Here is a 25,196-nt window from a genome sequence, read left to right on the forward strand (position 1 = left end):
AAATTCACTCAATTAAACACTTGACAGACAAGCTATTTTTCCTTCATAATCACAATTAAAAATTGATTCGTTTAAAGCGATGAATAAGGCCAGTAAATGAGAAATGGCGAAAGAGAGTGAGGCTCGATAGGCTGAAAGGCTTCACCGCCCTCTTGATCATTGAACCTACCTTATGAGCTATTAGGAAAACCTAACGCAAATCCGGCGTTATCGGAGTCGAGTGAACCCTTTTTGTATTTTTCAATAGGGATCAATGAAGGTGGTACCACGGAAGATAGACCTTTCGTCCTTTACGGATGAAGGGTCTTTTTGTTTTTTTGAAAAAAAGTATCTAAGACAACAAATTTACGAAGGAGGCGTTAACATGAAAAAAATGGCAGTTATTGGCGCAGGTTCTATGGCAGAGGCGTTCATTTCAGGGGTTTTGGAAAATGGGTTAATGGAAAGAGAAAATATTTGGGTAACAAACAATTCAAATGAGGAGAGACTGCAAAAGCTCCGCAATCGCTATGGAGTCAGTGCTTCTTACGATATGAGTGCTCTTTTTGAGGGAGCTGATATTGTAGTTTTAGCAATGAAACCAAAGGATGCCGCAACCGCGATTACCAAGATCCGTGAGTATTTAACAGGGCAAATACTGGTGATTTCTGTTCTAGCCGGTGTTTCCATTAAAACGATTGAGGTTTTGGCAAAAAAACCAATGGCGGTTGTAAGATCAATGCCAAACACATCAGCAACGGTCGGATTATCAGCGACTGCCCTTGCGGTCAATGAACGTGTGTCCAATCAGCAAATGGAAATGACGAAGAAACTTTTCAACACAGTTGGATTAACCACGATTGTGGAAGAGGAACATCTTGATGCTGTAACAGGACTTTCAGGAAGCGGTCCGGCATATATTTATTATCTGATTGAAGCGATGGAAAATAGCGCAGTAGAAATCGGTCTAGAAAAGGAAACAGCTCAGGAACTAATTGTGCAAACGTTAATTGGTGCAGCAGAAATGGTACGAAAATCAGTAAAACCACCTGTCCAGCTGCGCAAGGATGTAACCAGTCCCGGGGGAACGACAGAAGCTGGTATTCGTGTTCTTGAAGAAAATGGCGTTCAGCAGGCATTTATCGAATGCATAAAAGCAGCCACTGCCCAATCCAAAAAAATGGGGAAAGCATTAAGCACCCAGTTGGAAACTGCAGAACAACTGCTATAAATTGGATGTTTCCCGGGAGTTCCGATAAAATGTAAAAAAAGGACTGGGAAGTGTCATACATGTTAACCGCGTTACTAACATTGGGGATTGTTGTTTGGATTGCGTTTATTTTAGATGCCTGGACCGGTTTACGAAAATTAGACGCTCTCGAAAATGAAGCAGGTCTGGTAAATGGGCCATTATTGACCGTCATTGTGGCAGCAAGAAATGAAGAACAACAAATAAAGGTAAGTATTCAAAGTCAATTGCAGCAAAGCTATGAAAATGTCGAATGGATTCTTGTAAACGACCGTTCAACAGACCAAACGGGAAAAATCATAGATGGGCTAGCATGCGCGGACCAAAGAATAAAGTCCATCCATATACGAGAATTACCGGAAGGCTGGCTTGGTAAAAATCATGCACTCTATACAGGTGCAACACAGGCTTCCGGTAGATGGCTTTTGTTTACGGATGCAGATGTTCGCTATGAAAGAGAAGCATTCGCAAAAGCACTGCATTACTTTGAAAATAATGAACTTGATCATTTAACCGCAGCACCGAATTTAAATGCCCACAGCTTTTGGCTCAAGTCATTTGTAGCCTTTTTCCTGTTCGGATTTTCCTATTTTAAACGCCCATGGCGGGCGAATAACCCCAAATCAAAAATTGGTACGGGAATTGGTGCCTTTAACCTTGTTTCCCAAAAGGCATACGAAGCATTCGGCACACACCAACGAATTAAAATGCGTCCGGACGATGACCTTCAATTGGGAATGAGAATGAAAAAAGAAGGTTTTTCTCAGAAAATGGTCACCGCTCTCCATTTGATTGAAGTAGAATGGTATGAAAGTTTAAAGGAGGCCTTTGTCGGGCTTGAAAAAAATACGTTTGCAGGATTAAATTACCGGATTAGTATGGTATTTTTAGCGGTTTTCGGCATTCTTTTAACCCACTTTCTTCCCTTCTTTACCATTTTCTCAGGCAGCAAAACCATTGCCCTGCTTAGCTTAGGTAATATTGTATCAAGCGGGATTCTTTATTTAATGGTAATCAGAAGAATGACCTTATTTTCCCCTGCCCTATTTCTTGTTTTTCCAATCACTGCTTTATTGTTTATTTATTCAATCATCCGGGCAAGCGTATTGACCTTTAAACGAGGCGGTATCGTCTGGAGAGGGACAAAATATCGTTTAAGCGATCTCAGGGAAAAAGAATGAGGCAGAGTTTTTCGTTTAATGGACACCTTTTGATATACTAAATAATGGATTTAAATAGGAATCAGGAGGTTTACATATGGCGGTAAAATTATTCTCTCCCTATACGATTAAAGGGGTTACGTTAAAAAATCGTATTGTTATGTCACCCATGTGCATGTATTCCAGTCATAACGAAGATGGGCATGTTCAAAATTGGCATCGAATCCATTACACAAGCAGAGCGGTGGGTCAAGTTGGACTGATTATGGTTGAGGCTACTGCTGTTACTCCACAAGGCCGCATCTCTCCTCATGATTTAGGGATTTGGAGCGATGAGCATGTTGAAGGATTTAAGGAATTAGTTGCTCTGATGAAAGAGCATGGAGCTAAAACAGGAATACAGCTCGCCCACGCCGGCAGAAAAGCCGTTTTAGAAGGAGAAATCCTTGCACCTTCAGCACTTGCTTTTAATGAAAAAAGTAAGACCCCAAAGGAAATGACTATAGAGGAAATCGCTGAAACCGTCGAAGCATTTAAAAAAGGTGCCAAAAGGGCTGCAAGTGCAGGCTTTGATGTCATCGAAATTCACGGGGCGCATGGATACCTAATTAATGAGTTTTTATCACCGCTTTCTAATAAACGGACGGACGAATATGGCGGTTCTGCTGAAAACCGGTATCGCTTCCTCCACGAAGTAATTGACGCTGTTAAGACTGTATGGGATGGCCCATTATTTGTGCGCGTTTCTGCTCATGATTATCATGAGGAAGGTTTGACATCTGATGACTATGTTGCTTTCGGCAAATGGATGAAGGAACAAGGGGTTGATTTAATCGACGTTAGTTCCGGTGCCGTTGTACCTGCTCGTATTAATGTTTACCCTGGTTACCAAGTGAAGTTTGCAGAAACGATTAAGCATGAAGCAGAGATTGATACAGGTGCAGTCGGGTTGATTACTTCCCCCATTCAAGCCGAGGAAATTTTGCAAAATGAACGAGCTGATTTAGTTTTCTTAGCCCGGGAACTGCTGCGTGATCCTTACTGGCCACGAACTGCAGCCAAAGAGCTGGGGGTAGAAATTGAAGCGCCTGTGCAATATCAAAGGGGCTGGGTATAAATGAATAGAAATGTCCTTCATTGACTGGATGAAGGACATTTTTTGGTTTCTTGACCGTTTTTCTTTCATTTCAGGGGAATAGTAATTTCCTTAAAATCCTCTGCAATATCCGTGTTAGGAAAAGTCTCTCGTGCCTCTTCCACTAACTCCCTTGATGCATGTCGATCATAACGTGAACTAATATGGGTCAAACATAGCTGTTTACAACCTGACATTTTTGCAATTTTTGCTGCCTGGTATGTGGTAGAATGAAAATAATCAAACGCAAGCTTTTCCTCCCCTTTTGAGAAGGTAGCTTCATGCACTAACAGATCCGCATGTTCCGCTAAAGAAACCGCCTTTTCGCAATATCTTGTATCACCTAAAATGGTTACAATCCTCCCCTTTTGAGGCCGTCCAAGGAAATCTGCCGGATTAATCGTTCTTCCATCTTCAAGCGTAACCATTTCCCCATTTTTGATTTTCTTAAAAACAGGCCCGGGACGAACACCTATTTCCACCAATTTATCAGCCAACAATGTTCCCGGTCGATCCTTTTCGACAATTCGATAACCATAAGACGAAATTCCATGGTCCAAAAGACTTGCTTCCACGATGAACTGTTCATCCTCAAAAATAATCCCATCCTCAATCTCAATGACCGTTATATTATATTTTAAATAGGTTTGACTCACTGAGAGACTCACATCAATAAATTCCTTGATTCCCCTAGGGCCATAGACGGTTACTTCAGATTCTCCCCCTTGAAAGGAACGGCTCGATAAAAGCCCAGGCAAGCCATAAATATGGTCGCCATGAAGATGAGTAATAAAAATTTTTTCAATTCTGCGTGGTTTAATTGAAGTATGTAAAATTTGATGTTGGGTTGCTTCTCCGACATCAAATAACCAAATAGTTCCCCGCTCTTCTAGTAATTTTAAGGCAATGGATGTAACATTGCGAAGCTTTGCCGGCATACCAGCACCTGTTCCTAAGAAAAAAATATCCACTCGAAAAATACTCCTTTCAAACACCGTACTTTATTATTAGCTTTACTATAGCACAAACCGTTCATTGAAAATAAATTGATTTTTACATGATTGCTTTTTATTTGCGAAATATAAAGGAAACAGATAAAATTTAATACTTGGTAAGACAACATTACTTTCATACCATACATATTGGAAAAGAGGTATTATTAGTGGAACATACTGGAAGCACATCTTCACTCATAATGATTTTTGGTGCAACTGGCGATTTAGCCAAACGGAAGTTGTTTCCTTCGCTCTACCGGTTATTTGAAAAAGGCCGATTATCCGATCAATTTGCAGTTATTGGTGTAGCAAGAAGATCGATTTCGAATGATGAATTTCAACAATCCGTAAAAGAATCTGTCCTATCCGCTCTAGGAAGAGATAAAAATATTGATGAATTTATTTCCCATTTTTACTATCAAGCACACGATGTACAGGATTCTAGTTCATACCTTGCACTTAAAAAATTAGCAGATGAAATTGATGAACATTATAAATTAGAAGGCAACCGAATTTTTTATCTCGCCATGGCACCGGAATTTTTTGGTCCGATTGCCTTGCATTTAAAATCTGACGGATTAACGGATGTAAAAGGATACAAACGACTTGTCATTGAAAAACCATTTGGTCATGACCTTGAATCCGCAAAAGAATTAAACAACCAAATCAGAACAGCCTTTTCTGAGGAAGAGATTTATCGGATTGACCACTATCTTGGAAAAGAAATGGTACGAAACATCGAGGTAATCCGATTCGCCAATGCCATTTTTGAACCTTTATGGAATAATCGTTATATCTCTAATATTCAAATCACATCAAGTGAGACACTTGGAGTAGAAGAACGAGGTCGCTATTACGAAAAAAGCGGTGCTCTTCGTGATATGGTCCAAAACCACATGCTGCAAATGGTAGCCCTACTTGCGATGGAGCCTCCTATTAAGCTTACAACCGATGAAATTCGTTCCGAAAAAGGAAGAGTATTTAGAGCCATTCGTAAGATTGAAGGCGAAAAGGTAAAGGATTATTTTGTTCGCGGGCAATATGGTGACGGGGAAATGGAAGGTAAACATGTCCCAAAATACCGTGATGAACCAATGGTGGACAAAGAGTCCAATACAGAAACTTACGTAGCAGGGAAAGTTATGATCGATAATTTCCGCTGGGCCGGAGTACCTTTTTATATCCGAACAGGAAAAAGGCTTAAGGTGAAATCCACCAAGATTGTCGTTCAATTTAAAGATATCCCAATGAATTTATATTATCATACCGAGAAAATGTTAAACCCTAACCTCCTTGTCATCCATATTCAGCCGGAAGAAGGAATTACCTTGCATTTAAATGCCAAAAAAGCAGGCGGTCATCTCGATGCCCAAGAGGTGAAATTAAGTTTTGCCAATACTGGAATTAATGCAATGAATACTCCGGAAGGTTACGAAAAGCTTCTGTACGACTGCATGCGGGGAGATGCAACCAATTTTACCCATTGGGATGAAGTGGCCTATTCCTGGAGCTTTGTTGATAAAATCTCAGAAGCCTGGAAAAATAGTAAGGACGAGAGCTTTCCAAACTATGCATCAGGTTCAAGAGGTCCTGATGCAGCAACTCAATTATTAGAAAAAGACGGTTTCTTCTGGTGGCCGGTTACCGAACTTGAAGTAGAAACTTGCAATTAAATAATTCTAAAAAAGCTCCGCTTTGTTTTCATAGCAAAGTGGAGCTTTTATTCTTCTTTATGCTTGTCAGGAAACGACCTTAGGAAATCCTTATTAAAGCTTGTTTCGGTTCCAATTTTATGATTGGGGTCAATCGGTTTTTGCGAAGAGGCAGTTTCGACAATATGCTTGCCGTATTTTTCTCGAAGGTTAGATATCGTATTGAGCAATGGCTCCTTTTTCGCATCCTTTTCATAGGAAAACAAATCAAGCTGCTTATATGCATCTTGATGATCCACTAAATCTGATCCAGTAATCCCCAATAATCTTACAGGATTCCCATTCCAATGCTTAATAAATAACTGCTTTGCAGCAGAGGAAATTTCCTCTTTTTGATGGATAGGATTGGAAAGCTTTTTGCTTCTTGTAATCGTCTTGCGATCTTTAAAGCGAATGGTAATCCCCAAAGTGGATGCAAGGACATTTTTCCGCTTCAGTCTAACGGAAACCGTTTCCGCTAATGAATCCAAAACATGAAATAGCTCTTGCTGATTGCTTATATCCCTTGGTAGTGTTGTAGAATTGCCAATGCTTTTAAAATCGGCGACCGATTCCGGATCAACCGGTCTTGAGTCGATTCCATTCGCACGTTCTTTTATCCGAAGACCATTAATTCCTAACAGAGTTTTTAGCTGAATCTCATTTCCTTTAGCCAAATCACCAATGGTATGGATGCCAATGGTTGTCAGCTTTTCGGCAGTCTTTTTGCCGACCCCATGCATCTCGTTTGTATTTAATGGCCAAAGAATTTTAGGGATATCCCGTTTACGAAGAATTGTAATCCCCATTGGTTTTTTCATATCGGAAGCCATTTTGGCTAAGAATTTATTAGGGGCAATCCCAATGCTGCAAGGCAAATCAAGTTGCTCAAGAATTCTTTTTTGAATACTCTCTGCAATTTCAATTGGGTTGCCAAACTCATAGGATTCCGTTATATCCATATAGCCCTCGTCAATCGAAACAGGTTCAACAAGGTCTGTGTATTGCCTGAGGGTTTCAAACATGCCCATAGAAGCAGCCCGGTACCGTTCGAAATTGGGAGATTTCACAATCAACTGCGGACATAGCTTTTTGGCTTCCCAAAGCGGCATCGTTGTTTTTACGCCAAATTTCCTCGCTTCATAGCTGCAGGTGACAATAATCCCTCTTCGCTCCTCAACATTACCGGCAATCGCAAGTGGTTTCCCCTTGAGTTCAGGATCATAAGCCATCTCCACCGAGGCATAGAAGCTATTCATATCAACATGTAAAATGACTCTTCCGTTCTTCGGATACATTTCCTTCATGCCCGGCACTTCCTATTACCTTTATTACCTAAAGTATAACAAAAAGGAGAGCGGTTCACTCTCCTTTAAGCTGGATTATTGATTTGTGACCTCATCAATGATGGCAAGTGTCATTTCCGCCAATTTGTATAATTCTTCAACCGGCATCCGTTCGTTTGTGGTGTGAATTTCTTCATAACCAACAGCAAGATTAACTGTTGGAATACCAAAGCCTGCAATCACATTAGCATCACTTCCACCGCCGCTATGTTGTAATTCACAACTACGGCCAATTTTCCCCGCAGCTTTACGAGCAATCTCAACCACTTGGTCTCCCTCGCCAAATTTAAAACCTGGATACATAACTTCGACAGCAACTTCTGCTCTGCCGCCCATATCCCCTGCGACAGTTTCAAAAGCATCCTTCATTTTTTGAACCTGTGCCTGCATTTTTTCAGGGACTAAAGAACGGGCTTCTGCTAAAATATCCACTCGGTCGCATACGATATTTGTTGCCTGACCGCCTTCAAATCGACCGATATTCGCAGTGGTTTCCTCATCAATTCTGCCTAATGGCATTTTGGCAATCGCTTTAGCCGCAATCGTAATAGCGGAAACCCCTTTTTCAGGTGCTACACCGGCATGGGCAGTTTTTCCATAGATGACTGTTTTCACTTTTGCTTGTGTTGGAGCTGCAACAACAACATTTCCAACTAAGCCATCGCTATCTAGTGCGTAGCCATATTTCGCCTTCATTAAAGAAGGGTCTAATGCTTTGGCACCAACAAGACCGGATTCTTCTCCAGCGGTTATGACAAATTGGATTAGTCCATGGTCAAGATTTTGTTCTTTTAGAACACGAATCATCTCAAACATGGCAGCCAAACCTGCTTTATCATCCGCACCAAGGATCGTTGTACCATCGGTTACCACATAGCCGTCTTTTATGGATGGCTTTACACCTTTTGCTGGAACAACTGTGTCCATGTGGGATGTGAAATAAATTGGGTCGACACCTTCCTTAGTTGCAGGTAAAGTACAAATTAAATTGCCCGCACCATGACCTGTTTGTGCTGTCGTATCATCTTCAAAAACCTCAAGACCTAAATCGGAAAACTTTTGCTTTAAAACTTTAGCAATTTCTGTCTCATATTTCGTTTCTGAATCAATTTGTACTAGTTCTAAAAATTCGTTCAAAAGACGTTCTTGATTAATCATTAAATCGAACCCTCCAATATATGTACTACACTCACTATTTTAGTATACCTTTTCGCTTAAATGTCATCAAATGAAAGAATTGCGAAGGTACAAGATTATAGCGGGATATTTCCATGTTTTTTATAAGGTCTCGACTCTTTCTTTGTACGCAGCATTTCTAAAGATTGAATAATTTTAATTCTTGTTTCACGAGGGTCGATCACATCATCCACCATTCCCCTGCTTGCTGCCACATATGGATTCGCAAATTTTTCACGGTATTCTTCAATCTTTTGTTGTCTGACCGCCTCAGGATTTTCGCTATTTTGAATTTCCTTGGCGAAAATAATATTTGCCGCTCCCTGTGGACCCATCACGGCAATCTCTGCATTTGGCCATGCAAAAACAAGATCCGCGCCAATTGACTTACTATTAAGCGCAACATAGGCGCCGCCAAATGCTTTTCGTAAAATAATAGTAAGCTTAGGAACGGTAGCCTCAGAATAAGCAAATAAAATCTTAGCTCCGTGACGAATGATTCCTCCATGTTCCTGCTTAACCCCTGGGAAAAATCCGGTAACATCTTCGAAGGTAATAATGGGAATATTAAATGAATCACAAGTACGAATAAACCGCGCTGCTTTATCAGATGAATCAATATCTAATCCCCCAGCCATTACCTTTGGCTGATTGCAGACAAGACCGACTGTTTCCCCTTTAATCCTTGCAAAGCCAACTACAATGTTTTTTGCAAAATCCTTTTGAATCTCCATAAAAGAATCTGCATCCGCAACCTGCTCAATCACTCTACGCACATCGTACGGACGAACCGCATCAAATGGGATCACATCCGTTAAGTCTGGACGATAATCGTCTTTTTCCAAATCCTCAAGTCTCGGAGTTTTTTCTTCATTATTTTGTGGCAAATAACTTAATAGCTTACGGACATTTTGTAAAACCTCGGCTTCTGACTCGGATTGGAAGTGAGCATTACCGCTGATGGTATTATGAACATTCGCCCCCCCTAAATCCTCTGCAGAAATCTTTTCCCCTGTAACGGTTTCAATTACTTTTGGACCAGTAATAAACATCTGGCTCGTCTTTTCAACCATAAATACAAAATCTGTAATTGCCGGTGAATAAACGGCACCTCCCGCACAAGGTCCCATAATTACAGAAATTTGCGGAATCACTCCGGAATAAATGGCGTTGCGGTAAAAAATATGACCGTATCCATCAAGTGAAACAACCCCCTCTTGAATACGGGCTCCGCCGGAATCATTCAGTCCCACAAAAGGTGTACCATTCTTTGCTGCCAAATCCATAACAGTAGCAATTTTTTTGGCATGCATTTCCCCTAATGCACCACCGAATACGGTGAAATCTTGGGAGAAAAGATAGATTGGACGACCATTCACTTTCCCGTAACCTGTAACAACCCCATCACCGGGTCCTTTTTGTTCATCAAGCCCAAAATCATGGGTGCGATGCTCAATAAATGGATTTAATTCGACAAATGTTCCCGGATCAATTAAAAGCTCGATTCTTTCTCTTGCCGTCAGTTTACCTTTTTCATGCTGCTTTTCAATTCTTTCATCACCGCCGCCAAGTTCAACTTCTCTGCGCTTATCATATAATTCATTTATTTTTTCATAGATGTCACTCATGCTACCCCTACTTCCCCTTTTTTTCACAAAGTTCGTACAATACACCTGAAGCCGACTTTGGGTGCATAAAGGCTACATGCGCCCCTCCTGCCCCAATCTTAGGTTCATCTGATATCATGCGAATCCCATTTCTTTTCATTTCCTTCATGCGTTCCTCAATTGATTCAACCCCAAGTGCGACATGATGAATACCCTCACCGCGTTTTTCGATAAATTTAGCAACAGTACTCTCCGGTGAGGCCGGCTCAAGCAACTCTATTTTTGTTTCACCTGCACTTAAAAAGGCTACTCTTAATTTCTCACTTTCAACTTCCTCAATAGCAATTAAAGGAAGATTTAGCACTTCCGTATAGAAAGGAAGCGCTTTCTCTAGCGATTGAACTGCAATCCCAATATGGTCGACCTTTTTAATCATATTTATCCCTCTGATCCAATATTAAAATTTATTCGACAATTATCTTATTCGCTAAAAAGTTCATAAATCCTTCTTAAAATTGAGCAGTTGTTCAGTTGTTCATTTGGGCTTTTCCCTGTAAAATAAGGAGAGAGTAATCATAAGGGAGGTATTTTCGTTGTCTAAAAAGAAAAATCAAAAAATCATTGTTTTTTTAATGCTTTTTGCCATGCTTGCCTCAACCCTCCTACTTGGAATTGGACAATTTTTAAGGTAGAACATATAAGAAGGGACTGTAGTGTTAAACAGTCCCTTTTCTTCACTTTATTGCCCCGTTTTCTTCTGCTAACTTCTCAAATGATTTCTTTGTAGATATTACTAAAATTTTTGTCCCCAAAGGAATGAGGGGGAAAAGTGAAGAAATCACCTCATTTTGCATTCGGATACAGCCCTGTGAAACATATTTTCCTATCGATGCCGGTTGATTGGTCCCGTGAATTCCATAGATTCGTCCATCGGTTCCCCTTGCGTCAAATCCAATCCATCTTGTTCCAAGCGGGTTTTTAGAGCTTTCGCCAGGAATATCTTTTTTACGATAATAGGGGTCTTTTGCTTTGACCGTAACGGTAAAAAGCCCCTCAGGTGTTAATTCCTGCGTTTTACCGGTTCCAACACTAACCACCGTTTGCACCTTATTATCATCAATAAAGGCCATTTCATTTTTGCTCTTATTTACAATAATAAAAGGATCTCCTGACAATGGGTTGGGACCTAATGGCCAAAGTGGCGAAATGAAAAAAGCAATCAGGATGGGTGATAAGATTTTTATCATAAATTCCACCTGCCTTTTTCTTCCTAGTTTGCATCCTTTTTCTGCTCTTCATGCACGAACAAAGAAAAAAGATGGTCGCGTGATGACCATCTTTTACCAAACGAATTAAACTTCTTCACAGTATTCCTCGAATTCTTTTTGCAATTTGCCAACGACATTCATTGGGTCAAAGCCTTCAATTTGGTGTCTTTCAATCATCGTAATAATCTTACCATCTTTTAATAAAGCAAAAGACGGAGAGGATGGAGGGTACCCAGTGAAATAGCTTCTTGCTTTTTCAGTAGCTTCCTTATCCTGACCAGCAAAAACGGTAACAAGATGATCAGGACGCTTATCATAATGAAGTGCATGTGCTGCTGCAGGACGAGCCACACCGCCTGCACAACCGCAAACCGAATTAATCATCACAAGCGTTGTTCCCTTTTGTTCAAGAGCCTGTTCTACCTCTTCAGGTGTTTTTAGTTCTTGATAACCAGCTGATGCGATTTCTTCGCGCGCCTGGCGGACAATATCATTCATAAAAAAATTAAAATCCATACTCATTTTATCACTCCACTCTAAAATGTAACTATATCTACATATTAACAGTAAAAATGTAGGATTATCAAATGATAAATTTTTATTAAACAAAAAGAAAACAGAGAGCCTGCCTTGGGCTCCCTGTCTCTACTGCTTTCTCTTTATTTTTTCTCAGCCTTAAAAGCTATTGACACCCGGCTGCTTTCCGAATGTTTGGCGCGGATAATACTTACATAAATTTTTCCTGATTTTTTCCCAAGCTGCTTAACAGTTAATACTGCTGTTTTACCGGTTGCCTCTTTTGCAGCAAGCAATGTTCCCGCATTGCTGTATACTTTAATCACATCACCTTTTTTTAGACTGTTGAAGGTGATTTTATCTGCTTTTTTACCTTTATTATTGGTTACTTTAACTTGTGACTTTTTCAATACCTTAGAAGGTTCATATATCAACGAAGTCATTGTAGAATAAAGAACACTTTTTTTCTTATCTAGGGTGGCTAAGAATTGTTCCGGTGTTGCATTTTCATTAAGATACTTGGAATATTTTTTAATCTGCGACGCTTTTACTTTCTTATTAATATTCCAGTTTTCATTTTTAATATTTAACGTGACACCAGTCAGTCCTTCACCTTCTGGAATACTGCCTATTTTAACAGTAGTAGAGGTTTTTCTCTCAAAATAGTGTTTATCTAAGAAAATATCTGTATGAATATAATTTTTGCTTGTAAAGAACGATTTGAAGGACGGATCATTTTTAAGATCAGGCAGCATTTGCTTAAACTGCTCAATCCCCACCTTGAAATCTTCCGCTGTTATCGCGGTGTCATCTCCCATTGACTTATTAACATCATTCACTGCGTTGACGATCTCTTTAATCGCGGCGTCATCCTTTGATAAATTGGAAAGGAAAGTTTCCAATAGTTTTGGAACTTCGCTGCCATAAACTGTCGCTTTAACCTTATGCCCATTAACTTTATATCCATGTACTGTATCCGTTGTATTAGGTGTTACTTTTAGATGTGCCGGGAATGGGTTTGGTAAATTTCTTACAATCGGGCTAAGTAATTTGTTCTGCAGATCCTGAATCATTTGCTCATCTGCTGCTGAACCGCTTTCCACTGGAATCCTTACCGGTTTTCTCGCATTATCTAGTAAAATAACCATTTGTTTTTTATCCATATATAGACGCACCGGTATTTTACCTTTTTTATAGAGAATAATATTTCCTGTTAATGAAACTGTATTGCCATCCTGCATTTTTGTTTGAACTTCTAATTTTGCGTTATCCAGGAGGTTAAGAACTTTTAAGAAATCTTTGTCTTTGACTTTTGATTTTGCGTATTTTAAATCCAGTGAGGCAGTTGTTTTACTCTCAGAAGAATTAATTTTTGCATTGTTAAGGATCATTTTATTTAAATCTACACCCTTAACGGCTTGGCAGCCTGTAATAAATAAGACGGAAGCCATGATCAATAATATAAGTTTTTTTAACATGTTTCACTCTCCAACTATCATTCTATTTTCCTATTATGAACAATTTTATATCCTCTTTTTTCCCTATCAATCCACCATTCTATGTTTGTTGTAGCAAACTAAAATATTGCCAAAATAATATTACCACTTTTTGTATGAAATGGGTGAATATTTCATCACTTTTTCAAAAAAAATTTGATAGAAAAAGACGGCAATCTACCATTACCGTCCACAAAAATTAATATGAATCAAGGAATATCTGAAAAAGACTTTCAACTGCCGAAGCTACCGTTTTTTCCCCAGCAATTACTTCATTTTCTAATTTTGGCAGTTGATTCTTAACCCCTTGATGGTGGTAAAAATGGTAGTGTAGCTGGTCACTGATTAATGCATAAAGCCATTCCCTTGATTGACCCGCCCTTCGCTCCATAAAAACACCTGAGGATTTACCCTTCTGCTCAAATGATTGAATCATTTCCCAAATTCCACTTATGCCCTCCATGGTTAACGAAGAGCATGTATGTGCTTTGGTCATCCACCCTTTTGTTGCAGGCTGGAGAAAATGGAGGATGCGGTTATAGTCATTCCGGGTCTTTTCCGCTTTTGGTTTATTCTCCCCATCTGCTTTATGGACAATAATTGCGTCGGCAAGCTCCATAATCCCTTTTTTCATCCCCTGTAATTCATCACCGGCCCCAGTAAGGACAAGGAGCATGAAAAAATCAACCATATCCCTGATAATGACTTCACTTTGTCCAACACCAACTGTTTCGATTAAAATCACATCAAAACCAGCTGCCTCACAGAGCAGCATGGATTCCCGCGTTTTCCGATGGACACCACCGAGCCTGCCTGCAGATGGCGACGGTCGGATAAAGGCATGGGGATTTCTTGATAACTGCTCCATTCGTGTTTTATCACCTAAAATACTGCCTCCGCTGATGCTCGAGCTCGGATCAATCGCGAGTACCGCTACCTTTAATCCCAAACTGCAGAGATATTCCCCAAATGCCTCAATAAAAGTACTCTTCCCGGCACCGGGCACTCCGGTAATTCCAATCCGAATTGAGTTCCCTGAATAGGGTAAAAGTTTTTGCAGCAGCTCTTGAGCTGTTTGAAAATGATGCTCAGCATTGCTTTCTACAAGCGTAATAGCACGTGCAAGGACGCTTCGATTCGCCTTCAATACACCGTCTAGCAAATCCTCTACAGAAGCCTCATTGGTATTGCGCTTTTTGAATCGAGTATTTTTTTGAAGGGAAGTCGCTTGCCCTTCATGCTCTTCTCCTTTTCTTACGACACTTGAACATAAATCTGGGTTTGATGGATCGCTCCATTCCGGTTTTTGATCAGCCGCCATTTATTCCGCCACTTCCTCATAGCCAAGCTGATGATATATGGCTTTGATTACCTTTTGTGCTGCAACCGGAATAACCGTTCCCGGCCCAAAAATTGCCGCTGCACCATGATCGGATAGGAATTGATAATCCTGTGCAGGAATTACACCGCCTGCTACTACTAAAATATCTTCTCGTCCAAGTTTTTGCAATTCAGCAATTAGCTGAGGCAGTAATGTTTTATGTCCAGCGGCAAGCGAACTCATCCCAATGACGTGGACATCATTTTCTACTGCTTGCAAAGCGGTTTCTTCCGGTGTTTGGAATAATGGACCGATATCGACATCAAATCCAAGGTCTGCGAAGGCTGTTGCAATCACCTTTGCCCCGCGGTCATGGCCATCCTGACCCATTTTAGCAATCAAAATTCGCGGTCTTCTTCCCTCATTTTCAAGGAACTCATCGGCCATTTCCTTTACAACTGTGATTTCCTCCTCATTGCTAAAGGCTGAGCTGTAGACACCGCTAATGGAATAGATAACTGCTTTATGCCTTTTGGCGACTTTTTCGATTGATTCCGAAATTTCTCCAAGTGTCGCTCTCGCTCGTGCTGCCTGTACGGCGAGCTCTAATAGATTTCCTTCACCTGCTTCAGCTGCTTTGGTCAAAGCATTAAGTGACTCCTGTACCTTTTGGTCATCCCTGCTTTGCTTTAACCTATTTAATTTTTCGATTTGCTTCAAACGGACAGCGGTATTATCAATATCCAAAATATCAATCGGTTCTTCCTTCTCTAAACGGTAACGGTTTACACCAATAATGGTTTCTTTACTGGAATCAATTTGTGCCTGTCTGCGTGCAGCCGCTTCTTCAATTCTCATTTTTGGAAGACCGGTTTCAATTGCCTTTGCCATACCGCCTAAACCTTCTATTTCTTCAATATGCATCCAAGCTCTTTGTACTAATTCATCGGTCAGCTTTTCAACATAATAGGATCCTGCCCAAGGGTCAATCACCTTCGTGATTCCTGATTCCTCTTGGAGGAATAGCTGAGTGTTTCGAGCAATACGCGCTGAAAAATCAGTCGGCAGGGCAATCGCTTCATCCAGTGCATTGGTATGCAGGGATTGCGTGTGCCCCATTGCTGCAGCATGAGCTTCTATCAAAGTACGGGTTACATTGTTAAAAGGATCCTGCTCCGTCAAACTCCAGCCGGACGTTTGCGAATGGGTCCGAAGGGCTAGAGATTTATCATTCATAGGATTAAATGATTTCATCATTTTTGCCCAAATTAACCGGGCTGCCCGCATTTTTGCCACTTCCATGAAATAGTTCATCCCAATTGCCCAGAAAAACGACAATCTTGGTGCAAATGAATCAATTTCAATGCCCGCTTTAAGACCAGTCCGAACATATTCCAATCCGTCCGCAAGTGTATAGGCAAGCTCCAGGTCAGCAGGAGCACCTGCTTCCTGCATATGATAGCCTGAAATACTTATGCTATTAAACTTTGGCATGTATTTAGACGTATACTCAAATATATCAGCAATAATTTTCATCGACATCTCAGGTGGATAAATATAGGTGTTACGTACCATATATTCTTTTAAAATATCGTTTTGGATCGTTCCAGAAAGTTTTTCCTGACTTACGCCCTGTTCCTCAGCAGTGACAATGAAGAAGGCAAGAATCGGCAGGACCGCCCCATTCATCGTCATCGAAACTGACATTTGATCAAGTGGAATTCCATCGAAAAGTGTTTTCATATCAAGAATAGAATCAATGGCTACTCCTGCTTTTCCAACATCGCCATCAACCCGGGGATGGTCAGAGTCATAGCCGCGATGGGTCGCCAAATCAAAGGCAACCGACAAGCCCTTCTGTCCCATTGCCAAATTCCGGCGATAAAAGGCATTACTCTCCTCAGCGGTTGAGAATCCCGCATATTGCCTTACTGTCCACGGCCTGTTAACGTACATAGTTGGATAAGGACCACGGGTATACGGAGGGAGCCCCGGCAGATCATCTAAATGTTTCAAACCTTCCAGGTCCTCTTTTGTATAAAGCGCCTTTAACTTGATTTGTTCATTGGTTTCAAAAAGTAATTCTTCAATGGTCGAATCCAATTCTTGTTTCACTTTTTCTTCCCATTGTTCTTTTTGCCTGAGCGGTTGCTCAGTAAAAAGGCGCAAGTTTTGAAAATCAGGCTTTTGCATCAGCCTTCACCTCCATTTCCGAAAGTATTGTAGAAAGGGTTTCAAAGCAATGGCTTTTTACATGAATGAACTCTTCAATCCCTTCATGCTTCCATTGTGATTGTTGATCCTTTTCCGGTAATCCCGCTAAATAAAAGACCCTATCCGGGAACTTGGCTTTTAGCGATTTTAGGATTTCATTGCCTATTGTTTCATATTGATCATTATGACCGCATAGACAAAAATGTTGCGTTTTTTGATTGGTAACAAAATTCTCTGCTTGTTCCTTTGTAAAGATTGCTTCGCTTCCAATAGCCTTAATACCACCGGCGGATACGAATCCTCTCATAAAGTCAAATCTTGCTTTATATTGTTTTATTTCCCCAAGACAAATCATCCCGATAAAAGGAGTAGGACCCGACCTTTCCTCTATTTCTTTTGCCTTTTTCCTAAGTCCCTCATATGGCTCTGCTAATCTCTTTTTCGCTAACGGTTCAATCAGAATATTAGAATCTAGGTCTTTAAGTTGTAAAATTTGAGGTTTTTTCCCATTTACTAAATCTTTCAGTGCATCCGTAACTAGAAATGCCGATTCTTGTTCCTTTTGAACGGTGGGTACAGTTTCATCCAGATTTGCATACACATTTGTACCTATAATACTCTGTTTTCTTGTAAAAGAATCCTGCATTCTTTTGTTTCTAACTATTGCTATTTCATTTTGGAGCCAACCTGTTTGCAATGTCTCCAGAATACCGCCGTTTGTTTCGATCTGCTGAAAGAACTCCCAAGCTTTTTCGGCCAATTCTGTGGTTAATTCTTCGATATACCAAGAGCCGCCTGCTGGATCGATAATATTTTTCAAATGGGCTTCTTCTTTTAAAATTAACTGTGTATTTCTCGAAATTCTTTCTGAAAAGGAATTCGAGCCAGTAATTTCATCAAAAGCACCAACATGCAAATATTGAATGCCTCCAATTACTGCTGCAAAAGCTTCATTGCCGGCACGCAGCAAGTTTACATGTGGATCATAAATGGTTTTTGTGAAAGTAGATGTTTCTGCAGCGATTTCCATTCCGCGGTTAGCGTTCCCAGCCCCATATGCTTCTGTTATTTTACTCCAGATGATTCGAGCTGCCCTGAGCTTAGCAATCTCCATAAAAAAGTTACTGCCAATTGAGAATTGAAAAATCATTTTAGGGAGAATTTCCTCAAGCTCCATACCACTTTCAAATAGCTGTTGGAGATAAAATACGCCTGTGGCTGCTGCAATTCCAAGTTCTTGAACAGCGTTTGCCCCGTTATTTTGATAGGTTGAAATATTGATTAGGATGGTTCGTAAATTTGGAAAAATTTCTGCTGCTGCCTTGATAGTTTCAGACCATGCTTGAAGATATTCTTCAGAAAGGATACCTTCTTCGCTAAAAAGTGAAATCGGGTCAGAACCAATATATCCGGAAATTTTTTCGTGATTTGCTCCAGATAATTTTGAGAGTAAGAATGCCTGCATACCTTTTGAATCAATGGCAATTGGATACTTTTCAGCCAAATCCATGAACAAACTAGAAATGTCAGCATCCGATTCAAATAGAGTTTTTGAAATTTCAAACGAAATGGCTGTTTGTCCTTTACTGACGGCAGATGTGAGTTTTTCTCTTAGTTCATTAATGGTTGAAAAAGAAGTCCGCTGGGCCACCTTCCAATCATTCTTTACATATCCAAGCGGATATGTGCCTCGTCTAAAATCCGATTCGCCCGGATACTCAGAGGGTGTTTTCTGATTTCCTTTGAAATAAAGCGGTTTCAAAACAATGTTTTCATATGTTGGGCTTTGCAAGGACTCAACCGATTTCCCTTTCAAAGATTCCTCGGCTTTTGTATTCCAATCAAGTTTTGTTTTTGAAGGAAAAGACTGATTGCGCAAATCTTCCAAACTTGACAACTCCCTCCTAGTAAATTTATAAATATTCAATTAATTCTATTTTATGGCACAAGCCCGTTACAAGCAATAAGAAAAGTACCGCCAGAAAACTGGCGGCATTTTTTAATATATGGAAGTTGTCGATTTTGATGTATTTTCGAGTATTTCTTTTACCCGCTGCAAGAAACGTCCGCAAACAAGTCCGTCTAAGACTCGATGGTCAAGGGACATACATAAATTCACCATATCACGTACGGCAATCATTCCATTATTCATGACTACCGGACGTTTTACAATAGATTCTACCTGTAGAATCGCAGCCTGCGGGTAATTGATGATCCCCATGGATTGAACAGAACCAAATGAACCGGTATTGTTGACGGTAAATGTTCCACCTTGCATATCCTCGGACTTTAGTTTTCCATTTCTAACTTTGACAGCAAGTTCGGAAATTTCACGGGCTATTCCTTTAATGGTTTTTTCGTCGGCCTGCTTAATAACAGGAACGTATAGTGCATCATCTGTTGCAACGGCAATCGAGATATTGATATCTTTCTTTTGAATAATTTTATCCCCTGCCCACATCGAGTTGATTTGTGGGAATTCCTTCAAGCCTTGAGCAACTGCTTTTACAAAGAAAGCAAAGAAGGTTAAATTGAAGCCCTCTTTTTTCTTGAACTCATCTTTAATGGAGTTGCGATACTCTACTAGATTCGTTGCATCAACCTCCATCATCGTCCAGGCATGCGGCGCCTCATGCTTACTGCGCAGCATGTTAGCCGCAATTGCTTTGCGAATCCCCGTAACCGGTATTTCAATGTCTCCAATCTCAACTGGCACATTTATGGAAGGTGCAGCCGGTTTTGGTGTAACGATCTGCTGACTTGCTTCAGGTTGAACCGTTTCCTTCAAAGCGGAAGGTTGGGTATCAGGAATTTTAGCATTTTCTACATTCGTTCCAGCTGTAGGAAGGTTTCCAGACTCAATCAATTTTTGCAAATCTTTTCTGGTAATTCTGCCGCCTGCACCTGTTCCTTGAACTTGAGTCAAGTCAATTCCATGCTCTTGAGAAAGCTTTAAGACTGCAGGTGAATATCGGCCAACATTTCCTTTATCTGCAGCTGTAACGGCTATATCTGTTGATTTTTTTTCTTGCACAGGAGCCGCTTTTGCTCCACCTTCAGTTTCGCTGCCCTCAATTTCAATCGTACAAATGATTTCACCAACAGACAATGTGTCGCCTTCCCCGGCAATCAGATCTTTAATCACCCCTGCAAATGAAGACGGGACCTCTGCATTTACCTTATCTGTCATAACTTCTGCAAGCGGATCATATTTATTTACCTTATCCCCAACAGAAACAAGCCATTTACTAATGGTACCCTCTGTAACACTTTCACCTAGTTGAGGCATTTTTATTTGTTCAACTCCCAATGCATGAAACCTCCTTAGTGCATTTACTACTGCGGATTATTATTCAGCTAAAAACTTGTACTTTAATATTCTGCTAATTCTCTCATTGCTTTTTCAACCTTATCGGGATTGATCATAAAGTATTTTTCCATTGTTGGTGCATACGGCATAGCCGGAATATCCGGTCCTGCTAAGCGTTTAATAGGTGCATCTAAATCGAATAAGCAATTTTCGGCAATAATGGCAGATACCTCACCCACGATACTGCCTTCTTTATTGTCCTCTGTTACGAGCAGAACCTTCCCAGTTTTTGAAGCCGCTTCAATAATCGCTTCTTTATCCAGCGGGTAAACGGTTCGTAAATCAAGAATATGGGTTGAAATTCCGTCCTTAGCCAGTTTTTCGGCTGCTTGGAGGGCAAAATGAACACACAGACCATAAGTAATGACCGTAATATCATCACCTTCACGCTTCACGTCAGCCTTCCCAATTGGAAGTGTGTAATCATCAGTCGGAACCTCCCCTTTAATCAAACGATAGGCTCGTTTATGTTCAAAGAAGATAACCGGGTCATTATCACGAATCGCTGCTTTTAATAACCCTTTCACATCATAAGGAGTTGATGGCATAACGATTTTTAATCCAGGTTGATTCGCAAATACTGCTTCAACCGATTGAGAATGATATAGTGCCCCATGGACACCGCCGCCATAGGGTGCCCGGATAACAATTGGGCAATTCCAATCATTATTTGACCGGTAGCGAATCTTTGCTGCTTCTGAAATAATTTGGTTTACCGCAGGCATGATAAAATCTGCAAACTGCATTTCTGCAATCGGACGCATACCATACATGGCTGCACCGATTCCAACACCAGCAATGGCTGATTCAGCAAGAGGTGTATCAATTACCCGCTCTTCCCCAAATTGTTCATACAATCCTTGTGTAGCCTTAAATACGCCACCTTTTTTCCCAACATCTTCCCCAAGAACAAACACCTTAGGGTCTCTTTCCATTTCTTCACGAATGGCCATTGTGACCGCATCTATATAAGAAATTACCGCCATGTTACGTCCCCCTTACATGTCCCCATAAACGTATTTCATTGCATCCTCAGGTGCAGCATACGGGGCATTTTCAGCGTAGTCTGTTGCCTCATTCACCAATTTCATTACTCGATCATTGATTTCTTTTTCCAAGTCATCATTCAAGACACCTGTTTCCTTTAAGTAAGCGCCAAATGTAATAATCGGATCCTGGGTTTTTGCTTTTGCCACTTCATCGGGCGCCCGGTAAGAACGGTCATCATCATCAGAGGAATGTGGTGTTAAACGATAGGAAATTGTTTCAATTAAGGTCGGACCATCGCCACGGCGGCCGCGGTCAGCAGCCTCTTTCACTACTTTATAGACCTCTAAAGGGTCATTCCCATTTACCGTGTATCCTGGCATACCATAGCCAATTGCACGATCTGAAACCTTCTCGCACGCTAATTGCTTTTCAATCGGAACGGAAATCGCATACTTATTATTTTCACACATAAAAATGACAGGAAGCTTGTGAACACCGGCAAAATTTGCTCCTTCATGAAAATCGCCTTGGTTGGATGAACCTTCACCAAATGTCACAAACGTAACTAGGTCTTTTCTTTCCATTTTTCCAGCCAAAGCAACTCCTACCGCATGCGGTACCTGTGTCGTAACGGGAGAGGAGCCTGTAACAATACGATTTTTCTTTTGACCAAAGTGTCCAGGCATTTGTCTTCCGCCTGAATTAGGGTCTTCCGCTTTTGCAAATCCTGAAAGCATAAGCTCCTTCGCCGTCATTCCAAATGTTAATACGACTCCCATATCCCGGTAATAGGGGAGTACATAATCTTTATCCTTATCAAGTGCAAATGCCGCCCCGACTTGAGCCGCTTCCTGACCTTGACAGGAAATAACAAATGGGATTTTGCCAGCGCGGTTCAATAACCACATCCGCTCATCAATACGGCGGGCTAAAACCATTGTTTCATAGATCTCTAAAACTTTTTCATCACTTAAACCTAATGCCTCATGTCGCTTTTCAGCCATAAAATTTGTTACCTCCCTATTGTTCGCATTGAAACCGAAATAGCGTAAGTTTAACCCGTATTAACGGGCAGTAAGACCCCCACTGATTGAAGTTTCACTTTATCCGTGAAGTGCTCTGCCATCAACTGCAAGTGCCGCTTCCCCAATTGCTTCTGAAAGGGTTGGGTGAGGATGGATGGTGTGGGCCACTTCCCATGGTGTTGCATTTAATACCATTGCAAGTCCAGCTTCTGAAATCATATCGGTAACATGAGGACCAATCATGTGCACTCCTAAAAGATCATTGGTCTCATCATCGGCCACAATTTTCACAAATCCATCCGATTCACCGAAAACGAGTGCTTTACCAATGGCACGGAATGAAAATTTGCCCACTTTCACTTTATGCCCTCTACTTTCCGCTTGCTCCTCGGTAATACCAACACTAGAAACCTCTGGATTACTATAAATACATTTTGATATTAAGTTATAATCGATTGGTGAAGGATCCTTTCCTGCTATATGCTCAACTGCAACGATCCCTTCATGTGATGCAACATGGGCTAGCTGCAATCCGCCAATAACATCTCCGATAGCGTAAATATGGGATTCCTTTGTTTGATAAAATTCATTCGTGACAATATTTCCTTTTTCAAGCTGAATCTCAGTATTTTCAAGCCCGATCCCTTCCGTATTCGCTTGACGTCCAACAGAAACAAGCAGTTTTTCCGCCTTAAATTCTTTTAAACTGCCTTTTACTTCTGCAGAGATTGCTATTTCTTCACCTTTTACAATCGTTTCCGGAAGAACCTTGGCACTCGTAATAATCTTAATTCCTTTTTTCTTCATTAACCGTTGCATTTCTTTTGAAATGTCTTTATCTTCTGTAGGGATAATCCGGTCTGCGTACTCAATTACTGTAATTTCTACCCCAAAATCTGAAAGCAGTGAGGCCCATTCAATACCAATTACTCCACCGCCAACAATGATAATAGAGGATGGCAGGTTTTCCAGCTCTAATGCTTCATCGGATGATATTACCTGGTTTCCATCAATCTCAAGACCTGGAAGGGTTCTTGGTCTTGAGCCGGTAGCAACAATTACATTTTTGGGGATGAGCATTTCATTTTCTTCACCGTTATTCATTTCAACAGAGATGGTACCCGGCATTGGTGAAAAGATGGAAGGACCTAAAATCCGGCCTAATCCTTCAAAAACATCGATTTTCCCTTGTTTCATTAAGTGCTGTACCCCTTTATGAAGGGTATCGATGATTTTCGTTTTTCTTTCTTGAACTTTAGTAAAATTAAAAGTTACTTCACCAGTCATTACGCCAAAATCTTCACTATGTTTAGAAGTGGCATATACTTCTGCACTTCTAAGCAGTGCTTTGCTTGGAATACAGCCTTTATGTAAGCATGTTCCGCCAAGTTTTCCTTTTTCCACAATTGCTGTTTTTAAACCAAGCTGTGAGGCACGGATTGCAGCAACATATCCACCAGTGCCACCCCCGAGAATAACTAAATCATACTCAAGTGCCATTTTATTTCCTCCCCAACTACTTAAATTTTTGCAATTTTAAAAGAACCTGGATATAGTTTTACCTCTTCTTCGCTACGCAAGATTCGAAGGGCTCCTTCAGCCAATGCTTGAAGTTCATTTTCCCCAGGATGGACGATACAATCTGCAATCCAGTTCACTCTATTGGTGATAGATCGGACAAAATCCTTTCCATAAGCAAGACCGCCTGTTAAAACGATTGCATCTACCTTACCCGAAAGAACAGCACTTGCAGCACCAATTTCTTTTGCCACTTGATAGGCCATTGCTTCATATACAAGCTTTGCTTCTTGATTACCTGCTTTAATCATTTCTTCAACCTTCACTGCGTTATTTGTGCCGAGGTAACCGACAAGACCTCCTTGTCCCACCAGCATTTTCATGATTTCTTCCCGGTAGTACTCGCCAGAAAACGCAAGAGAAATTAAATCTCCGGCAGGAACAGTTCCAGCACGTTCTGGGCTAAAGGGACCGTCACCGTGCAGGCCATTATTAACATCAATAACCTTACCTCGTTTATGGGCTCCGACGGTAATTCCGCCACCCATATGGGTTATAATTAAGTTTAATTCTGAGTACTTTTTCCCTAATTCCTTTGCCACTCTTCTTGCAACAGCCTTTTGATTTAACGCATGAAAAATACTTTTTCGTTCAATTAACGAGAAGCCGGATATTCTTGCAATCGGGTCAAGTTCATCGACAACTACTGGGTCCACAATATAGGACGGGATATTAAGACCAGATGCTATTTCATATGCTATTATACCACCTAAATTCGAAGCATGTTGTCCAGAATACCCATTTCGCAAATCTGTCAACATTTTGTCATTAACTGCATACGTTCCACCTTCTATCGGACGCAGCAATCCCCCTCGTCCACAAACCGCAGACAATTTGGAAATATTGATACCTTCTTGGTCCAATGTTTTTAAGATGGTGTTTTTCCTAAATTCATATTGATCAATAATGTTTGGGTAAGTATTTATTTTTTCAGACTCGTGACGAATCGTTTTTTCCAGTATGGAAATTTCATTATCGAAAACCCCTATCTTGGTAGAAGTCGAGCCTGGGTTGATGACGAGTATTCGATATTCTCTTTCTTGCACGTTTTGACCCCCAATTTGGTTTATCGATAGCTAA

General features: G+C 40.7%; 21 protein-coding genes. 5 read left to right on the plus strand and 16 right to left on the minus strand.

Annotation, left to right across the window (positions count from 1 at the left end; translation table 11 throughout):
• Window positions 1–364 precede the first annotated feature (364 nt).
• The 3 genes from proC (at window position 365) to namA (ending at window position 3,505) form a co-directional block, all read left to right on the plus strand.
• The gene (proC, locus tag J2Y67_RS05295) at window positions 365–1,210 is read left to right on the plus strand and encodes a pyrroline-5-carboxylate reductase (RefSeq protein WP_310171475.1); all 846 of its coding nucleotides are present in this window, start codon (window positions 365–367) and stop codon (window positions 1,208–1,210) included.
• Between the two features lie 59 nt (window positions 1,211–1,269).
• Window positions 1,270–2,409, plus strand: coding sequence for a glycosyltransferase family 2 protein (locus J2Y67_RS05300; protein WP_310171478.1), 1,140 nt, complete (start codon window positions 1,270–1,272; stop codon window positions 2,407–2,409).
• Window positions 2,410–2,485: 76 nt separating this feature from the next.
• Window positions 2,486–3,505, plus strand: coding sequence for an NADPH dehydrogenase NamA (namA, locus tag J2Y67_RS05305; protein ID WP_310171479.1), 1,020 nt, complete (start codon window positions 2,486–2,488; stop codon window positions 3,503–3,505).
• A gap of 65 nt (window positions 3,506–3,570) precedes the next feature.
• Here the strand turns inward: namA and rnz are convergent, their stop codons facing one another.
• Window positions 3,571–4,494 (minus strand): ribonuclease Z, encoded by a 924-nt coding sequence (gene rnz / locus J2Y67_RS05310; protein WP_310171480.1) that lies wholly within the window; start codon window positions 4,492–4,494, stop codon window positions 3,571–3,573.
• A 224-nt stretch (window positions 4,495–4,718) separates the two neighbouring features.
• On the opposite strand from rnz, the gene zwf reads away from it, so the two are divergent.
• Entirely contained in the window at window positions 4,719–6,191 is a 1,473-nt protein-coding gene (zwf, locus tag J2Y67_RS05315; RefSeq protein ID WP_310171728.1) for a glucose-6-phosphate dehydrogenase, read from the plus strand.
• 47 nt (window positions 6,192–6,238) lie between these two features.
• Here the strand turns inward: zwf and J2Y67_RS05320 are convergent, their stop codons facing one another.
• The 4 genes from J2Y67_RS05320 to mce all read right to left on the minus strand — a co-directional run bounded on the left by J2Y67_RS05320 (window position 6,239) and on the right by mce (window position 10,774).
• On the minus strand, window positions 6,239–7,516 hold the full coding sequence (locus tag J2Y67_RS05320) for a DNA polymerase IV (RefSeq protein WP_310171481.1): 1,278 nt from the start codon (window positions 7,514–7,516) through the stop codon (window positions 6,239–6,241).
• 75 nt (window positions 7,517–7,591) lie between these two features.
• Window positions 7,592–8,713 (minus strand): M20/M25/M40 family metallo-hydrolase, encoded by a 1,122-nt coding sequence (locus J2Y67_RS05325; protein WP_310171483.1) that lies wholly within the window; start codon window positions 8,711–8,713, stop codon window positions 7,592–7,594.
• Window positions 8,714–8,808: 95 nt separating this feature from the next.
• On the minus strand, window positions 8,809–10,359 hold the full coding sequence (locus J2Y67_RS05330; RefSeq protein ID WP_310171485.1) for an acyl-CoA carboxylase subunit beta: 1,551 nt from the start codon (window positions 10,357–10,359) through the stop codon (window positions 8,809–8,811).
• Window positions 10,360–10,366: 7 nt separating this feature from the next.
• Window positions 10,367–10,774, minus strand: coding sequence for a methylmalonyl-CoA epimerase (gene mce / locus J2Y67_RS05335; RefSeq protein WP_310171486.1), 408 nt, complete (start codon window positions 10,772–10,774; stop codon window positions 10,367–10,369).
• A gap of 157 nt (window positions 10,775–10,931) precedes the next feature.
• Between mce and prli42 the strand changes: the two genes are divergently transcribed.
• Window positions 10,932–11,030 carry a stressosome-associated protein Prli42 gene (gene prli42 / locus J2Y67_RS05340; RefSeq protein ID WP_310171488.1) on the plus strand — a complete coding sequence of 33 codons (99 nt, stop codon included), beginning with the start codon at window positions 10,932–10,934 and terminating at the stop codon, window positions 11,028–11,030.
• Window positions 11,031–11,072: 42 nt separating this feature from the next.
• Here prli42 and J2Y67_RS05345 read toward each other — a convergent pair whose 3' ends face one another.
• The 11 genes from J2Y67_RS05345 to buk all read right to left on the minus strand — a co-directional run bounded on the left by J2Y67_RS05345 (window position 11,073) and on the right by buk (window position 25,162).
• Window positions 11,073–11,585: a L,D-transpeptidase gene (locus J2Y67_RS05345; RefSeq protein WP_310171490.1), complete on the minus strand. Its 513-nt coding sequence runs from the start codon at window positions 11,583–11,585 to the stop codon at window positions 11,073–11,075.
• 105 nt (window positions 11,586–11,690) lie between these two features.
• Window positions 11,691–12,128: a BrxA/BrxB family bacilliredoxin gene (locus J2Y67_RS05350; RefSeq protein ID WP_310171492.1), complete on the minus strand. Its 438-nt coding sequence runs from the start codon at window positions 12,126–12,128 to the stop codon at window positions 11,691–11,693.
• A gap of 137 nt (window positions 12,129–12,265) precedes the next feature.
• A complete protein-coding gene (locus J2Y67_RS05355; RefSeq protein ID WP_310171495.1) occupies window positions 12,266–13,600 on the minus strand; it encodes a hypothetical protein in 1,335 nt (444 codons plus the stop codon).
• A 217-nt stretch (window positions 13,601–13,817) separates the two neighbouring features.
• Window positions 13,818–14,939 carry a methylmalonyl Co-A mutase-associated GTPase MeaB gene (gene meaB, locus J2Y67_RS05360; RefSeq protein ID WP_310171497.1) on the minus strand — a complete coding sequence of 374 codons (1,122 nt, stop codon included), beginning with the start codon at window positions 14,937–14,939 and terminating at the stop codon, window positions 13,818–13,820.
• Complete coding sequence (scpA, locus tag J2Y67_RS05365; protein WP_310171498.1) at window positions 14,940–17,132, minus strand: methylmalonyl-CoA mutase; 2,193 nt, start codon at window positions 17,130–17,132, stop codon at window positions 14,940–14,942.
• Window positions 17,119–19,041, minus strand: coding sequence for a methylmalonyl-CoA mutase subunit beta (locus J2Y67_RS05370; RefSeq protein WP_310171500.1), 1,923 nt, complete (start codon window positions 19,039–19,041; stop codon window positions 17,119–17,121). Before J2Y67_RS05370 ends, scpA begins: the two co-directional genes overlap by 14 nt.
• A gap of 111 nt (window positions 19,042–19,152) precedes the next feature.
• Window positions 19,153–20,463 (minus strand): dihydrolipoamide acetyltransferase family protein, encoded by a 1,311-nt coding sequence (locus tag J2Y67_RS05375; protein WP_310171502.1) that lies wholly within the window; start codon window positions 20,461–20,463, stop codon window positions 19,153–19,155.
• Between the two features lie 62 nt (window positions 20,464–20,525).
• Window positions 20,526–21,509 carry an alpha-ketoacid dehydrogenase subunit beta gene (locus tag J2Y67_RS05380; RefSeq protein WP_310171504.1) on the minus strand — a complete coding sequence of 328 codons (984 nt, stop codon included), beginning with the start codon at window positions 21,507–21,509 and terminating at the stop codon, window positions 20,526–20,528.
• A gap of 12 nt (window positions 21,510–21,521) precedes the next feature.
• Complete coding sequence (locus J2Y67_RS05385; protein ID WP_310171508.1) at window positions 21,522–22,517, minus strand: thiamine pyrophosphate-dependent dehydrogenase E1 component subunit alpha; 996 nt, start codon at window positions 22,515–22,517, stop codon at window positions 21,522–21,524.
• A gap of 99 nt (window positions 22,518–22,616) precedes the next feature.
• Window positions 22,617–24,038: a dihydrolipoyl dehydrogenase gene (gene lpdA / locus J2Y67_RS05390; protein WP_310171510.1), complete on the minus strand. Its 1,422-nt coding sequence runs from the start codon at window positions 24,036–24,038 to the stop codon at window positions 22,617–22,619.
• Window positions 24,039–24,058: 20 nt separating this feature from the next.
• Window positions 24,059–25,162, minus strand: coding sequence for a butyrate kinase (buk, locus tag J2Y67_RS05395; RefSeq protein ID WP_310171512.1), 1,104 nt, complete (start codon window positions 25,160–25,162; stop codon window positions 24,059–24,061).
• Window positions 25,163–25,196: the final 34 nt, after the last annotated feature.

The organism is Neobacillus niacini (assembly GCF_031456445.1).
Classification (GTDB): Bacteria; Bacillota; Bacilli; order Bacillales; family Cytobacillaceae; genus Neobacillus; species Neobacillus niacini_I.